This window comes from Pseudomonas sp. Nvir (assembly GCF_963778085.1).
GTDB lineage: Bacteria > Pseudomonadota > Gammaproteobacteria > Pseudomonadales > Pseudomonadaceae > Aquipseudomonas > Aquipseudomonas juntendi.
The window spans coordinates 2,964,327-2,979,952 of record NZ_OY970405.1 but is presented as its reverse complement, the minus strand read 5'-3'; the positions used below and the strand labels follow the sequence as shown (position 1 = coordinate 2,979,952).

Genomic DNA, 15,626 nt, shown 5'->3' with positions numbered 1-15,626 from the left:
GTTTCAAGCGTGCTACACGACCTGATCTGTTGCGGGTACGGCGTGTGCCAGATCTTCAGCATCGGGCCGAGCATGCAAGAGCACGACAGGCACCGATTTCGCGGCGGGCACTTTGCTTCGCTTGGCATAGTGCCACAAGGGCACGAGCGCATTGGCCTCGGGGTAGTAAGCGGCGGCGCAGCCCACCGGTATGTCATAGGCGATAATCTGAAAAGGGCCTGCCTCGCGGCGAACTGTCGGTTCCACAGCTGTACGCAAGCGAACCCAGCCCCCCGGCACGAAGCCCAGGCGGACGATATCGTTGCGGTTGAGGAACACCACTTTGCGCGTGCCCTTTACGCCCCTGAAGCGATCGTCGTAACCGTACACGGTGGTGTTGAACTGGTCATTGCTGCGCAACGTCATCAGTTGCAGGACATCACGGCCGGCTTCGCCCGTCAGCACGTCGTCGTCTTCATCCAGCGTGCCTGGGGTAATGAACTGCGCCTTCCCTGAAGGCGTAGCCCATTGCCGCTGTGCCACGCCCAGCGGGCGATGGAACCCGCCGGGCTCCCACATCCGCGTCTCGAAGTCATGGAAAATACTTGGATAAACCTTGCTGATGGCTTCACGAACCAGGGCATAGTCGTGCTTCCAGTGTGCCCAGGGAATGGCGACCGTGTCGCCCAGCGTCGCCAGGGCCAACTCTGCGATGATCGCCAACTCCGAGCGCAGCTGCTCTCCTGCGGGTTCGGCGTGGCCGCGCCAGGCGCGGATGCAGCCGGTGCTGTCTTCAGTGGTGTAGGTTTGTTCGACGCCAAGCTGCCGGTCGATCTCGATCCTGCCCAGGCAGGGCAGCAGCCAGGTGCTTTCACAAGGGACCAGGTGGGTGCGATTGAGCTTGGTCGCGATCTGTACACTGAGGCTGAGCTGGGCCCAGGCGGGTTCCACCCGGCTGGTATCGGGCACGGCACGCAGAAAGTTACCGCCAAGCCCGATGAACCCCTTCACACTGCCATTGAGAACGCCCTCGCAGGTGTCGACCGTCGCCAGACCCTTGTGCTCCGGAATCTTGAAGCCGAACAGCGACTCGATCTTCTCCCCTGGTACTTTCGCAGGGTCCTCGGTAATGCCTACCGTGCGTTGGCCCTGTACGTTCGAGTGCCCTCTGACCGGGCAGATACCGGCCCCTGGTTTACCGATATTCCCGCGCAGCAATAGCAGATTCACCAGCATCTGCACGTTGGCCACCCCGTGCCGGTGCTGGGTCATGCCCATGCCATAGACGATCATCACTTTCTCGCTGCGCGCATAAACGGTGGCCGTGGCCTCCATCGCGCTTCGGCTCAGGCCGGACCGTCGCTCCAGTTCAGCCCATGTGTATTGCTGCACACGCTCCATGAACTGGCCCAGGCCGTCCGTATGTTGTGCGAGAAAATCGTGATCGAGCACCGGCGGCTCGCCGTTGCTTTTGGCCCTTTCCTCCATTTCCAGAAGCGCCTTGGCCACCCCCATGACGGCAGCGGTGTCACCGCCGATGGCCACTTGGTGGTATTGAGTGCTGATGACTGTGGATTGCGGACCGAGCATTTCAGTGGGGGACTGGGGGTTTACAAAGCGCTCCAGACCACGTTCCCGGATCGGGTTGAAGGTGATGATCGGGACGTTGCGCTTGCGCACCTCCTGAAGTGGGTGAAGCATGCGCGGACTGTTGCTGCCTACGTTTTGCCCGAAGAACAGAATGCAGTCGGTATGCTCGAAATCGGCCAGTGAGACCGTGCCAACCGGGACCCCGATGCTTTCCTGCAGGCCAACCGAGGTACTTTCGTGGCACATGTTGGAACTGTCGGGAAGATTGTTCGTGCCATAGGCACGGGCGAACAACTGGTAGATGAACGATGTTTCCAGCGATGCGCGCCCTGATGCATAAAAAACGACTTCGTCGGGGCTGAGCGCGCGCAACTGCGCGCCGATGGCTTCATAGGCTTGCTCCCAGGTCACGACCTGGTAGCGATCAGTGTGCTTGTCGTAACGCATTGGGTGAGTTAACCGGCCATGCTGCTCCAGGTCAAAGTCCGACCAGCCGCGCAACTCGGTCAAGGAGTGGGACCTGAAGAAATCGGGCGAGGTGCGTCGTGACGTCAATTCCCATGCCGTGGCCTTGGCACCATTCTCGCAAAATTCCAGGGCATGAGGGTCGCCTGGCTTGGCCCAGGCACAGCTCACGCAGGCGAAACCCTTGGGCTTGTTCAGCTTGAGCAGGGCGGTTGTGCCTTTGATCAGTGCCTGCTCGCGCCAAAGGATATTCAGCACGGAGTGGGCCGACCCCCAGCCGCCCGCTGCAGAGGTATAGGGCCGAAAATGTGATGTGCCATGGATCATCTTCATGTCGACCTCGCCTTGCCATTTAGTGTGTCTAAACGCTACGAGTACTGGGGAACCTCTAAGTTCGAAGCGATTCAAGGGGCGGCTGGGACCCCGCGCACGCAACGGGGGGCGAATGGGGTGGGCGCTCACGCGCCCCTGATGCCCAGGCCCTCGCGCGCTGGCACCGACAAGTTGGCTTCTTGCGGCAATGCGGTGACCTTGATCGCCCGCACCGGTACCGCGAACTTGGCGCCCACTTTGGAGAAGCGGTCGAGCAGGTGGAAGTTGATCGCCTGCTGGATGTCCATGTACAGGTTGTAGCCTGGGTCCTGGACGATGTATACGCACTCGAACTCCAACGCTTCCTTGCCAAAACCACGCAAATGAGCACGGTCGAAGCGCACCTGCGATTGCGCCTTGATAGCCTCCTCAACGATGCCAGGGGCTTTTTTCACTGCCTCGGTGGGCGAGTCGTAGGACAGGCCAAACTCAAACACAATGCGGCGTTCCTGCAGGCGTTTGTAGTTCTGGATCGTGCTGCTGATCATGCTGGCGTTGGCCATGACGATCTGCTCGCCACCCAGGCTGCGGATGCGTGTGGTTTTCAAGCCCACATGTTCAACGGTGCCGGCCAACGGGCCAATGACGATGAAGTCGCCGACCTCGAAGGGTTTGTCCACGGCGATTGACAGGGAGGCGAACAGGTCGCCGAGTATGTTCTGCACGGCCAGCGCCACGGCGATACCGCCGACGCCGAGGCTGGCGACAAACGCAGTGATGTTGACGCCCAGGTTGGACAGCATGGCCAGTACCACCACCGACCACAGCAGCACCCGCGCCCCCCACGCCGACAGGGTGGCCAGTGCGCTGGCCTGGGTAAGACCATCGGTGCGTTGACCCGCGAAGTAGCGATCCAGCCCCAGGCCGATGGCGCGGTTGGCCCACAGCCCGATTTGGAGGGCGGCGACCACGAACCACAGGCTGCTGACCCGTGTCAGCCAGCGCTCGGGCAGGTCGAGCATGCTCAGGCCTACCAGCAAGGACGCGAGCAGTAGCAGGGAATTGCTGGTGCCGGCCAGCACCTTGGCCAGCACATGGCTGAGCACGCCGTCGTGTTCGGCCCAGCGCCGGATGCGGTGCAGCAGGAAGCTGATGGCGGCGCGGGCGACCAGGAAAGTCGCGATGGCCACCACCATGGCCAGCAGCCAATTGAGTATGGAGATGCCGAACAAGTTAGTCTCGGTGAACAGGGCTATCAGGCGGTCATTCATGAGCAGTGGGTCTCCTGGGTGACTGGATTGATATGACGGTCTTTTCATGGGATGCCCTGACGGCGCCATCGGTCGATCGGATTTCAAAAACCGCACGGCGGCATGCTGAGTCATCGCTAGGTGAGCCAGCGCGCCGAGGGTAGTGTCCATGGAACGACAAGTGCACCTGGCGACTCCATTACAGCAACGGCGATCCATGGAGTGCCATGATGATCCACGTGGGATGCGCGGGCTGGAGCTTGCCGCGCCAGTATGCCGAGGCGTTCCCGCAGCAGGGCAGCCACCTGCAGCGCTACGCCGCGCGGTTGGGTGCCGTCGAGATCAACAGCTCGTTCTACCGGCCGCACCTGCCGGCGACCTATGCCCGTTGGGCTTGCGCTGTACCAGCGGATTTCCGCTTTGCGGTGAAGCTACCCAAGCACATCACCCACGAGTTGCAACTGGAACGCTTTGAGGCAGCGCTTGATACGTTTCTTGGGCAATGCCAACACCTGGGTGACCGCCTTGGCTGCCTGCTCGTACAATTACCGCCATCGCTGGCCCATGATGATGGCAGGGACCGGCGTTTCTTTGAACGCCTGCGCCAGCGCCATGCCGGGCCGGTGGCGGTCGAACCCAGGCACGCCAGTTGGCAAGCGGCGCAGTCGATGCTGGTCGACTTGCATATCGCTCAAGTGGCGGCGAGCCCTTCGCGTTTTGGCGCCGACGCACAACCCGCGGGCTGGCCAGGCTTGGTCTACTGGCGCCTGCACGGCGAACCGCGCATCTACCGCAGCGAGTATTCCCAACAATACCTGCAACAGCTGGCTGCACGGCTGCGGCGCAGCCACGCTGCCGGTGCGGCTACATGGTGCGTCTTCGACAACACGGCTTCGGGTGCTGCGCTTGGAAATGCGCTGGCGCTCGAAGGGTGTCTGAGTTAGGGCATTCTGCGGCCGTCGCAACCACCTTGCCTATTGCGTATTTTATTGCTTCAGCTAACTTGTACAAAAAACTGTACATGAATGAGGTTTTGTACATGTATTGCGAGTGGCCTCTGACGCTTTACTTTGACGGGGCCTGCCCATTGTGTGCCAGGGAGGTCGCATTTCTGCGCAGGCGTTGCACGGCAGCAAAGCTCATCCTGGTTGATATCGACAGCGATGAGTTCGATCCCACACCGCTGGGCCTGACGATTGAGGAACTACGGTCCTGTTTGCACGCAAGGTTCGCGAACGGGCAGTGGGTCACCGGCTTGGACGCGACCCTGTGGGCCTGGCGTGCTGCCGGTTTGGGTTTTTGGGCAGCACCCTTGGCGTGGCGCCCGTTGCGTCCAGTGCTTTCGGTTCTTTACAGATTGTTCTGTCGCTTGAGGCCAAGTCTGGCCTGGTTACCCCATCCCGATGGCGGGCAACGTTGCAAAGGTGAGGCCTCCAAATGTCACATTCGCTAGCCGAACACTATCGTGAAATCCTTGTTGGCGTGGGTGAAAACCCGCAGCGCGAAGGGCTCCTGGATACGCCTCAGCGTGCTGCCAAAGCGATGCAATACCTATGCAATGGCTATACCCAGAGCTTGGGTGAGATCGTCAACGGGGCGCTGTTCGAAAGCCAGAATGACGAGATGGTTGTCGTTCGCGACATTGAACTGTACTCGTTATGCGAGCACCACATGTTGCCGTTTATTGGGAAGGCACATGTCGCGTACCTGCCAACAGGGCGAGTACTAGGGCTTTCCAAAGTAGCGCGCTTGGTGGACATGTTTGCCCGCCGTTTGCAGATCCAGGAAAACCTGACTAGGCAGATTGCCTGTGCCATGCAGGAAGTGACCGATGCGGCAGGGGTTGGGGTGGTCATCGAAGCCAAGCACATGTGCATGATGATGCGTGGTGTGGAAAAGCAGAACTCGGTGATGATTTCCTCGGTCATGCTAGGCGAATTCAGAGACTCGCCAACGACGCGGCATGAATTCCTCACGCTGATTGGCCGACACACCTGAAGTTTGGTTTTGAGTCGTGGAGGAGGGCGCACCCATGGGTTCAGTGTTCGATACGTTATCTCCGAGCCGCTTTACGATCCTGGGCTACGGTGGCTTGCTTCCATTTCTGGGTCTGGCACTGCTGGTTTGTTTTGGCGGTGAGTATCGAGATAACCTGGCTGAAGCGTTGGTTGGCTATGGGGCCGTGATACTGAGTTTTGTCGGGGCCCTGCATTGGGGTTTCGCGATGACGTTGCCAGCCTTGCCTGCTACTGAGCGACAACAGCGGCTTGTGTGGAGTGTCATGCCAGCCCTTATCGGCTGGGTTGCCATGTTGTTACCGGTGTCATGGGGCTGTTGGGTACTGGCTTCAGGATTTACCGTGCACTTTTGGCAAGACCGTAAACTGGCCAACTTCATGCCCGGCTGGTATATGCCTATGCGGGTACGTTTGACGGTCGTGGCGAGCTTGTGTCTGGTATTGAGTGCCATTGTCATGGCGTTCGGAAACTGAAGTCACAGAAGAAACAAATAGCAAAATTTTCCCCCTTGCAACATTTTTGCGCTGGATAAAATCTGATGGTGTGACGCCGGGCCCCTCTGACGGTAAGTAGCCGCCATGTCGGAGTCATAGTTGTTAAACTACGACTATATAGGAGGGGCTCATGTCTGCCCTTAATACGTATCTCTCCCAAGACGTGCTTGGCACTGATCTCTGGCTGTGGCTTTCATTCTTCGCTGTCGTGTTGACGCTGCTGGCGCTTGACCTAGGGGTTCTCCATCGTGGGAATCGAGAAATCGGTGTCAAGGAAAGCCTGCTCCTGTCAGCTGGCTACATCAGCATGGGCCTGCTATTTGCAGTCTGGGTCTATTTCCAGAAAGGCAGCGACGCAAGCATGGACTATGTGACTGGCTTTCTGATCGAGAAGTCGTTGTCCATGGACAACGTGTTCGTTATTGCCCTCATTTTCAGTTTTCTTGCCATTCCCAGAGAATTTCAGCACCGAGTGCTGTTCTGGGGAATCATGGGTGTCATTGTATTGAGGGCCATCATGATAGGCCTGGGCGCGGCGCTGGTTACACAGTTCAGTTGGATTCTTTACTGCTTCGGCGCCTTCCTGGTATTCACGGGTGTGAAAATGCTGTTCGCTCGACTGGACCATGAGCCCGACTTGGAAAACAATCGCTTCGTCAAGTATCTGCGCAGTCATCTACGCGTGACTGACGAGTTGCACGGTCAGCATTTCCTGGTCCGTATACCTGATGGCTCCGGCAGGCGGGTAATATGGGTGACGCCGCTGTTTCTCGCGTTGATTCTGATTGAGTGCGCCGACTTGGTGTTCGCGGTTGACAGTGTGCCAGCGATCTTTGCCATCACGCAGGACCCCTTCATTGTCTATACGTCGAACATTTTCGCGATACTCGGTTTGCGCGCACTGTATTTTGCATTGGCTGCGATGATAAGCCGCTTCGCCTATCTCAAATACGCCTTGGCCCTGGTACTGGTTTTCATAGGCGCGAAAATATTCCTGCACGATATCGTTGGCAAGGTGCCTGCTGAAATTTCTTTAAGCGTTACAATTGGCCTGCTGATTGGCGGCGTGCTGCTGTCACTCTGGAAAACCAGAGCGCCGGTCAAGGTTTGAAGGCTTGCATGGCGCTCAACAGCGCGGGTGGGGTGGGCTGGTCGAGGTAACATCGCCCAGCACGCCAATCCCATGGTGAAGGTCACGTGCGGTCAACGGCTAGATACAGGTTTTGCTGCATCTGATCAATGACACGCCTGGCTCTCGACGAAAGCGGCCACTCTGATCGGTAAATGAGCCAGAGCGTGTCCACAACTGCGTTCCCACACTCCACCACCTGCAAAGCATTCTGTGCATGGAAGGCGCGCCTGGCGAACCTTGGCAGCACAGTAAAGCCCAAACCTCGTGAAACCGGCTCCAGAATGAGGCTCACCTGATTACTGAAGCCGCGTTTCTTGATTGCTTGGATGCCGGCGGCGTCTGGATATCTCCGGCTAAGCAGGCGTGTTGCCATTCCGACCCCATCGGGGTGGTCGATGAAGCCGAGTTCTGAAAGCGTTTCGAAGCCAACATAAGGTGTAGTGGTGGGCAATATCAACTCCAGGGGTTCCTCGCCAAACCGCTGCGCTGTGATCCTCATGTTGTCTGGCTTGTGAGTCACGATTCCCATTTCAAAGCGATTGGTCAGTACTGCATCGAGCACCTCCGCGTCGGGGGCGAACCTGTGGCGGATAATGAGGCCAGGATGGTTTTCTTGATAATCCAGCAGGAGCGGATACAAGGCCAGCCCTATACTGCCGGGGGACACCAGGCTGATATCGCCTACGTCTTGGTCTTCTGAACTAAGGCGGGCATCGAGTGCACGGCCAGCTCGTTCCATTTCTCTGAAGTAGTCCAACACGGCACTCCCGGCAGGGGTCAGCTCAACATGCCGGTGGTGGCGAATGAAGAGGCTGCCGTAGTGCTTTTCCAGGCTCTGGATGTGCTGGCTCACTGCGGCCTGGGTCAAATTCAGATGTTCTGCAGTGCGAGTGAAATTCCCAAGTTCGGCCAGCACTGCAAAGGATCGGAGCCACTGCGGATTAACCATCATGAAGTCTTATCGTAACCATAATGTGGGCACGGTTTTCATTATATATGACCGGGCGTAGGGTAGGGACCAACCTTTCTGGAGACTGTCCGTCATGTCCGTTTACCCCCGTAATTTCTCCCATATAGGCCTCTCGGTCACCGACCTGGATGGCGCTGTCAAATTTTACACAGAGGTGCTTGGGTGGTACCTGATCATGCCGCCGACCACCATCGCTGAAGATGACAGCGCGATTGGCATGATGTGTACGGACGTCTTTGGTGCCGGATGGGGATCGTTCCGCATCGCCCATCTGTCTACGGGCGATCGTATCGGCGTCGAGATATTTGAATTCCGCAACGCCCAGCGCCCTGACGACAACTTTGAATACTGGAAAACCGGTGTCTTTCATTTTTGCGTGCAAGACCCGGATGTCGAGGGCTTGGCCGCCAGGATCGTGGCTGCAGGTGGCAAGCAGCGAATGCCGGTACGTGAGTATTTTCCAGGTGAGAAGCCATTGCGCATGGTTTACATGGAGGATCCCTTCGGCAATATCCTGGAGATCTACAGCCACAGCTATGAGCTCACCTATTCTGCAGGCGCATACCAATCATGATTTTGCCAACAACTCACCGCGCGTTTACCTGGCAGGGCAGTGCTGACCCGGCTGATCTATTGCTCACTGAAACTCAGATTCCCAAACCGGAAGCGGACGATGTTCTTATCCGCAACGTCGTGATCGGCCTCAATCCTGTGGACTGGAAAGTCTTGGGTGGGCAACTGGTCAACTGGCAGCCCGGGCACGTACCCGGGGTCGATGGTGCGGGGGTCGTGGTTGCTGTAGGCGACAACGTCTGCGCTTCCTGGGTCGGCCAGCGCGTCGCTTACCATCAAAGCCTTGGTCGGCACGGCAGTTTTGCAGAATATACCCCGGTGAGAGCCAGGGCAGTGCTTCGTGTACCAGCCATGGTTAGCTGGGAGCATGCAGCCAGTCTCCCTTGCCCAGGCTTGACCGCTTGGCTGGCGCTGGAAAAGCTGCCGCAATCATGTCGGACTTTGCTGGTGAGCGGGGCGGGCGGCTCCGTTGCCAACCACCTGATTCAGATAGCGGTGCGGCGCGGGTTGAAGGTCACTTCACTGAGCCACCGACGACATGCTCAACGCCTGGCGGATCTAGGGGTGGCAGAGTGCATGGAGGGTCCACTGGATCAGGCCTGGAGCGGCCCCATGGTGTTCGATGCTGTTATAGACACCGTGAACGCTGAACATGCTGCGCAACTCGAACCCGCGCTCAGAGCCAACGGCCATCTGGTATGTGTTCAAGACCGGCTCCACGCCTCGCCCATACCACCGTTCACCCGGACCATTTCGCTGCACGAGGTCGCTCTCGCGGCATTGCATACGTTCGGTGATGATCGTGCCTGGCAAGCGCTAGTGGACGCGGGCGAGGGCATGCTTACCTCAATGGGGCGGGCGCAGTGGACGCCTGACAGTTACAGCGTAGCCTCGTTCGAGCGTCTTCCAGATCACCTCACCGGGCTGCAACAACGCACGTTCAGCGGCAAAGGCGTGATTCGGGTCGCAAACGACTAATTGCGTGGCATGCATGAACCACCCAGACTCGTGCCCTGAAGAATTCGCATTCCGTTTCATTCATAGCCAAGGTATACCAATGCACAGTGCCCCCGAAGGAAATGAGATCATCATTGGCGCCGACCTGGGGGGAACCAAGCTCCTGCTGGTATGCGGAGCCCATTCACGACGTTGTGAAACCGGGCCCGGGTATACGCCTGACGATTTTGCCGCCCAGCTCCGCGCCTTCATCGAGGATTTGGGGCTACGCCCGGCTCTTATCGGGATTGCGGTACCGGGGCTGGTCGGTTGCGATGGCATAGTCGTTAGTTGCGACGTGCTGCCTGGCCTGACCGGCTGGCGTCCGGCGCTTGCACTCGAAGCACTTGGGTGCCGGATAGCTGTCATCAATGATGTAGAGGCCGCCCTGCTGGAAGAAATGCAGGATGCCAGCGCTGAGTTCACGGGCGGCGTCATCATGGCTGGCACGGCCATTGGTGCTGCCTTCATGACGCACGGACGGGCGTTGCGGGGTGCCAATGGCTGGGCTGGCGAGCTTGGTTACCTGCCGCTGCGTGTTGGTGGTTCAGTCAGGCGGCTGGATGAGATAGCCGGCGGTGGCGCTATGGCCAACCGGCTTGGCATCAGTGGCGATAAGCTCGCACGTTTGGTAGAGGCCGCAGACCCTGGCGCCATGGATACAGTCAGGGCCGGCGGCCAGGCCCTGGGTCTTGGCATTGCCACTATCATCAACTTGCTCAACCCCTCGCGTCTGGCAGTGGGTGGTGGAACTTTGAAGCTCGAAGGGTACTGGGAGGCTGCTTTGCAGGCAGCCGAAGCCCATGCCATCAAACCCCTCTGGGAGGCTTGTACTGTTGAACGCGTGAAGTCGGAAGATTTCGTAGTGGCACTAGGGGCGATTCGAGCCGTTCAGAGCACCTTGAAACCATAGTGTGCCGGGGTGGTTAGAAAATGGTGGTGGAAGCGGCGCATTGAGGACATCGTGTGAGCGTCAGAGCACCTATGGACCACAGCGCGGTCGGTAAACAGATCGAGAGTTTAAGCTAATTCCAAAAAGATATTTGTTGGTAGTTTTTAAGATCGATTAGCTTTATGCCACAGGAGCTTGCTGTACCTCGCGTGCGGCACCTCCCGGCGTCAGGCTAACCGTGTTTTGTTCCCGGCCTGTCGCCCAGTCAACTTTTCTACTCTGGGGCGAGCCGGTGGCTCGCATCCTGGGGTTGCTCGCCCGGAGCTCCCGTGACACTCATGCAAACTTCTTCGGCCACTGTGGCAACCGACTCATCTCATGCAGCTTCGGCATCGCGCAACGGATATGCGGGTGAGCGCGAGGTCGTGCTTGAATTGCGCAACCTGACCAAGGCCTATCACCGCAAAAATGCGTCGGCGCTGCCGGCGGTGAGTAACTTCAGCTTGAAAGTCCTGCGCGGCGAAGTTCTGTGCTTGATGGGGACATCTGGAAGCGGGAAGTCCACACTGCTGCGGCATGTCAACCGGCTAATCGAGCCCTCGAGTGGTGAGGTCCTGATCGACGGACAGGCCATTAGCGACCTGGGCACCAAGGCCCTGCGCGATTTGAGGTCGCGCCGCATCGGTATGGTGTTCCAGCATTTTGGCCTGTTGCCTCACCGTACCGTGCTGGATAACGTCGCGTTGCCCCTTGAGTTGCGTGGTGAGCCTGAGTCAAGTCGCCATGCAGCAGCAATGGCGCAACTGCATGCGGTAGGTTTGCAAGCATGGGCCGAGCATTATCCTCATGAGCTGTCAGGCGGCATGCAGCAACGGATCGGGTTCGCAAGGGCACTGGTGATACAACCGGACATCCTGCTGATGGATGAGCCATTCAGTGCCTTGGATCCGACTATACGCCGCGATCTCCAGAACCATTTCCTGGGGCTGGCGCGTGAGCGGGGTATCACCACCTTGTTGGTTACCCACGACCCGGGGGAAGCTATTCGTCTCGCCGACCGCATTGCGGTGCTGCGCCGAGGCCGGCTAGTGCAACTGGGCACGCCTCGTGATGTGCTTGAGCACCCGGCTGATGCGGGGGTAGCGGATTTCTTCCAGGACTGCACCGCTCGATCCGGACCTTCGCGACACGTCGAAGCCCTAGCCACCGAGACGCAACAGAATGTGCCGTCAGTGCCGCATTACAGCCCTGGGTTGCGCCCTTGGCAGGCTCTGCTGCTGGGCCCCGCTGCCATGGCTGTGCAAGGCCTGGGTGGAGGGTTCTGGCTAACTTTCGCCACTGAGCTTGCGGCTCTGGCGGTCCTGGTGCAGGGCATTGCCACTACATCATGGCTGGCGATTCTGGCAGCAGTCGCCGTTGTGGCGCTCAGCCGCTTCACGGCGGGTTGGCTCGGTACTCGGTCCACGCGGCGAAGCGGAGCGGGTTGGGCGCTGCCACTGGTTGTGCTGGTGGCTTGTCAAGCACTGGTGATTTGGCGCATGGGCACGCCTGATGCCTCTGGCCCGTTGCTAGAGTTCCCTGCCAACCGCCAAGCCCTGCTGCTAGTGGCCCAAGGCATCGATCAATTCATCAGCTGGTCGCAACTGACATTCGAGAGTGCATTCGTCGGCATCATCGTTGCGGTGCGGACAGTGATCGAAGGCATTGAGAACGTACTTTCCTGGTTGCCATGGCCCGTTCCTGCTCTGGCGCTGATGCTTCTGGCGTGGCGTTCAGCGAGCTTGGGGCTGGTGATCACCAGTGGCGCAGCGCTGCTCTACATTGGGGTGTTCGGGTTTTGGGAGCGAACCATTGCCACGCTGGCACTGGTTGGTTCATCGGTACTGATTGCCTTGGTAGTAGGCGTCCCGATGGGCATCCTGCTGGCGAGGCGTCCAGTCGTAAGGCGCGTGCTCACACCACTGCTGGATGTCATGCAGACCCTGCCTACCTTTGTCTATTTGATACCCGCCGTTGCGTTCTTCTCTGTGGGTAAGACACCTGCCGTGATCGCTACGGTGATATTTGCCTTGGCGCCTATGATTCGCCTGACGTCGCTGGGTATCCAGGAAGTCCCCAAAGATGCTGTCGAGGCTGCCAAGGCTCATGGTGCGAGCCCTTGGCAAACCCTGCTGAAGGTGCAGTTGCCGCTGGCTCGTCGCTCATTGTTGCTTGGCATCAACCAGACACTGGTGATGAGCCTGTCAATGGTTGTCGTGGCTGCGCTGATCGGTGCAGGCGGGCTGGGTTACGACGTGATGACCGCTCTGCGCAATATCAAGGGGGGCGAGGGCGTTCTGGCGGGTGTGGCGATTGTGTTATGCGCGCTTGTACCGGACCGAATCATTCAATCCAGCTTGCGCAAGCAAGCTCATCTGCATACCTGATAACAGTGAGACTTAATGTGAAGACACACCTCTTGCGTAAGCTAGGGCGCGTGGCAGTGTTGGCCGCCCTGATCCTTCCGACATCGGTACTTGCCAAAGAAAAAATCGTCATCGGCGAGCAGAACTGGACAGGTGCGATCGCCATTCAACATATTCTCGGGGAGCTTATTCAAAACCGGCTGGATGGCGATGTGTCGTATCTGGCGGGTGATGTTCCGGTACTCTTCAGCGCGGCAGCGAAAGGTGACGGCACCGTCGATGTGCTGACCGACATCTGGCTGCCCAATCAATCTGCGGCGTGGGCCAAGTACGTCACAGGTGGGACCCGCTCACTGGTACCGAACACACATCCCTATGCTGGCGAACAAGGGTTTTACATCCCTGGATATCTGCAGGACAAATACGGGATCACATCCATTTACGATCTCAAAAAGCCAGAAGTGGCGAAGCTTTTCGAGCCCTTGGGCGGCGGCAAGGCGCAATTGCTCGTAGGGCCGGCAGGTTGGGAGTCGACCTACATTGGGCAGATCAAAGCCAAGGATTATGGGTTTGCCGACAAGTTCGAGTCTGTGTCGACCGAAGCTTCGGTGACCTACGCAAAACTGGCCGCTGCCTATAAAGCGCAACGTGGGGTGGTCTTTTATGCCTATACCCCGGACTGGATTTTCTCGGCCTTTGATCTGCGCCGTCTCGAAGAGCCGGCATTTGATGGCTACGCTCAGGACAACAAAAAGGATGACCCGCTGTACAAGGCCGACGGCTGCTGGAAGTTCGTAAGCCCAACGGTGGACCCGGATTGGTTGAACAAGAGCCAGATAACCTGCGCGTTCCCTAATGCCAAGGTCCATATCCTAGCGTCTTCAGCTTTACAGAGGCGTGCGCCGAAAATCGCTGAGTTTTTGCGCAATGTCGCTATTGAGCCTGCGCAGCTCAATGAGCTGATACTGAAAATAGAAAGGGAAAAAATACCGGCTGACGAGGCCGCCAGGGCTTGGATCGAAGCCAATGGCGCCACGGTTGATCAATGGTTGGCAGCGGCAACCCCGGTGGTGAGTAAAGCGCAATGAGCACTCCGATTTTGCGCTTGCTTGACGGCGGCATGGGTAGAGAGTTGAAGCGTATCGGGGCGCCATTCCGTCAGCCTGAATGGTCTGCGCTAGCCCTGATCGAAGCGCCCGGTTTCGTGCTGAAGGCACATACGGCATTCATTGAAGCCGGTGCTCGGATCATTACCACAAACAGCTACGCGGTGGTGCCGTTTCATATCGGTGATGAGCGCTTTGAGCGAGAAGGACGATCGCTGGCCGCCAGTGCCGGGCAGCTGGCTCGACAGGCCGCTTCGAGCAGTCGTGAACATGTGACCGTTGCGGGCTCGTTACCACCTGCGCTGGGTTCCTATCGGCCCGACCTCTTCGATCATCATCGTTCAGTCGGCATCCACAGGGAGCTTATCGCCGGCTTGAAGGCACACGTCGATGTCTGGCTTGCTGAAACCCAAAGCTCGATCGCTGAGGTTCGTGCAGTGGCTGAAGCGCTTGTTGCAGAGCCCGGGCCTCTATGGGTGTCGTTCACGCTCGTCGATGAGGCTGGAGCACCGCCAAGGTTGCGTTCTCAGGAGCCGGTCATTGAGGCGGTCAAGGTGGCTGTCGAGGTAGGTGCTAGAGCGGTGCTGTTCAATTGCAGCCAGCCGGAAGTCATGGCGCACGCGCTGGCTGAGGCTCGAAACGTCATTGTGCAGCTTGACCAGCGCATTGAACTAGGGGTTTACGCTAACGCGTTCCCACCTGTCAGCGCTGAGGCTGAGGCCAACAACACCTTACTGGAGGTGCGTGGCGATCTGGGCCCGGCGCCCTATCTGGAATGGGCCAGATCTTGGGTTGCCGCGGGCGCCACCATCATTGGCGGTTGCTGCGGCATTGGCCCTGAACATATCGAGCACCTGCACCTGCACTTGATACCCAGCAGCGAAGAGATTGAAGCATGACAGATGTAGATGAAACGTTCGAAATCGAGCAGGCAACCTTCGCAAGCGGGTGCTTTTGGGGTGCCGAAGCAGCCTTCAGGGCGTTGCCAGGCGTGCTGGATAGCCGGGTGGGTTATGCGCAAGCAACCGCGGCAGAGCCTGAGGCTATAGAAGTTGTACAGATAGACTTCAATCCTAAGATCGTCTCCTTTGATCAGATAATCGAGCATTTCTGGAAATTGCACGACCCGACGTCCAGCGACCGCCAAGGTACGCATGTCGGGGTCAAATACCGCTCTGCGGTGTTTTATCACTCTGCGCGCCAATCAACGTTGGCACTGGCGGCCAAACAGCGCCTGGAAGTCTCGGGCTACTTCGACAAGCCGGTGGTCACCGTCATCCTTCCATTGGGTAACTTTGAGCTCGCGCACGAGGATCACCAGCGATATCTGGAAAAGCACGGTTCGAGCAGCTGCTCAATCTGAATGTCTCGGGCGATCTGAGTAACCGAATCTTCCACTTCGTTGCAAGCGGATGATCACGCTCGCCGCAGGATTTGATTGCCT

The 15,626-nt window shown here is 58.4% G+C and carries 15 protein-coding genes; 12 read left to right on the top strand and 3 right to left on the bottom strand.

Annotation, left to right across the window (positions count from 1 at the left end):
* Positions 1-12 precede the first annotated feature (12 nt).
* Both AACG97_RS14330 and AACG97_RS14325 read right to left on the bottom strand, forming a co-directional pair.
* Positions 13-2,367: an FdhF/YdeP family oxidoreductase gene (locus tag AACG97_RS14330; protein ID WP_225786394.1), complete on the bottom strand. Its 2,355-nt coding sequence runs from the start codon at positions 2,365-2,367 to the stop codon at positions 13-15.
* Between the two features lie 125 nt (positions 2,368-2,492).
* Positions 2,493-3,617, bottom strand: coding sequence for a mechanosensitive ion channel family protein (locus AACG97_RS14325; protein WP_009684852.1), 1,125 nt, complete (start codon positions 3,615-3,617; stop codon positions 2,493-2,495).
* Positions 3,618-3,826: 209 nt separating this feature from the next.
* On the opposite strand from AACG97_RS14325, the gene AACG97_RS14320 reads away from it, so the two are divergent.
* The 5 genes from AACG97_RS14320 (at position 3,827) to AACG97_RS14300 (ending at position 7,219) form a co-directional block, all read left to right on the top strand.
* Positions 3,827-4,540, top strand: coding sequence for a DUF72 domain-containing protein (locus AACG97_RS14320; protein WP_115294336.1), 714 nt, complete (start codon positions 3,827-3,829; stop codon positions 4,538-4,540).
* A 95-nt stretch (positions 4,541-4,635) separates the two neighbouring features.
* Positions 4,636-5,049, top strand: coding sequence for a thiol-disulfide oxidoreductase DCC family protein (locus tag AACG97_RS14315; RefSeq protein ID WP_197886075.1), 414 nt, complete (start codon positions 4,636-4,638; stop codon positions 5,047-5,049).
* Positions 5,034-5,594 (top strand): GTP cyclohydrolase I FolE, encoded by a 561-nt coding sequence (gene folE / locus AACG97_RS14310; protein ID WP_009684855.1) that lies wholly within the window; start codon positions 5,034-5,036, stop codon positions 5,592-5,594. The genes AACG97_RS14315 and folE overlap by 16 nt, the downstream gene beginning before the upstream one ends.
* A gap of 34 nt (positions 5,595-5,628) precedes the next feature.
* Positions 5,629-6,087 (top strand): DUF3429 domain-containing protein, encoded by a 459-nt coding sequence (locus AACG97_RS14305; protein WP_009684856.1) that lies wholly within the window; start codon positions 5,629-5,631, stop codon positions 6,085-6,087.
* A gap of 151 nt (positions 6,088-6,238) precedes the next feature.
* Positions 6,239-7,219, top strand: coding sequence for a TerC family protein (locus tag AACG97_RS14300; RefSeq protein ID WP_009684857.1), 981 nt, complete (start codon positions 6,239-6,241; stop codon positions 7,217-7,219).
* Between the two features lie 82 nt (positions 7,220-7,301).
* Here AACG97_RS14300 and AACG97_RS14295 read toward each other — a convergent pair whose 3' ends face one another.
* The gene (locus AACG97_RS14295) at positions 7,302-8,192 is read right to left on the bottom strand and encodes a LysR family transcriptional regulator (RefSeq protein WP_009684858.1); all 891 of its coding nucleotides are present in this window, start codon (positions 8,190-8,192) and stop codon (positions 7,302-7,304) included.
* Positions 8,193-8,283: 91 nt separating this feature from the next.
* On the opposite strand from AACG97_RS14295, the gene AACG97_RS14290 reads away from it, so the two are divergent.
* The 7 genes from AACG97_RS14290 to msrA all read left to right on the top strand — a co-directional run bounded on the left by AACG97_RS14290 (position 8,284) and on the right by msrA (position 15,545).
* Positions 8,284-8,784 carry a lactoylglutathione lyase family protein gene (locus tag AACG97_RS14290; RefSeq protein WP_125855269.1) on the top strand — a complete coding sequence of 167 codons (501 nt, stop codon included), beginning with the start codon at positions 8,284-8,286 and terminating at the stop codon, positions 8,782-8,784.
* On the top strand, positions 8,781-9,761 hold the full coding sequence (locus AACG97_RS14285; protein ID WP_197886072.1) for an alcohol dehydrogenase catalytic domain-containing protein: 981 nt from the start codon (positions 8,781-8,783) through the stop codon (positions 9,759-9,761). The genes AACG97_RS14290 and AACG97_RS14285 overlap by 4 nt, the downstream gene beginning before the upstream one ends.
* Before the next feature lie 13 nt (positions 9,762-9,774).
* Positions 9,775-10,692, top strand: coding sequence for an ROK family protein (locus tag AACG97_RS14280; RefSeq protein ID WP_225786393.1), 918 nt, complete (start codon positions 9,775-9,777; stop codon positions 10,690-10,692).
* A gap of 317 nt (positions 10,693-11,009) precedes the next feature.
* Complete coding sequence (locus AACG97_RS14275; RefSeq protein ID WP_197886077.1) at positions 11,010-13,097, top strand: ATP-binding cassette domain-containing protein; 2,088 nt, start codon at positions 11,010-11,012, stop codon at positions 13,095-13,097.
* A gap of 5 nt (positions 13,098-13,102) precedes the next feature.
* A complete protein-coding gene (locus AACG97_RS14270) occupies positions 13,103-14,164 on the top strand; it encodes an ABC transporter substrate-binding protein (RefSeq protein ID WP_371928202.1) in 1,062 nt (353 codons plus the stop codon).
* Positions 14,161-15,081, top strand: coding sequence for a homocysteine S-methyltransferase family protein (locus AACG97_RS14265; protein WP_125855271.1), 921 nt, complete (start codon positions 14,161-14,163; stop codon positions 15,079-15,081). The genes AACG97_RS14270 and AACG97_RS14265 overlap by 4 nt, the downstream gene beginning before the upstream one ends.
* Complete coding sequence (gene msrA / locus AACG97_RS14260) at positions 15,078-15,545, top strand: peptide-methionine (S)-S-oxide reductase MsrA (RefSeq protein ID WP_182366038.1); 468 nt, start codon at positions 15,078-15,080, stop codon at positions 15,543-15,545. Before AACG97_RS14265 ends, msrA begins: the two co-directional genes overlap by 4 nt.
* Positions 15,546-15,626 lie beyond the last annotated feature (81 nt).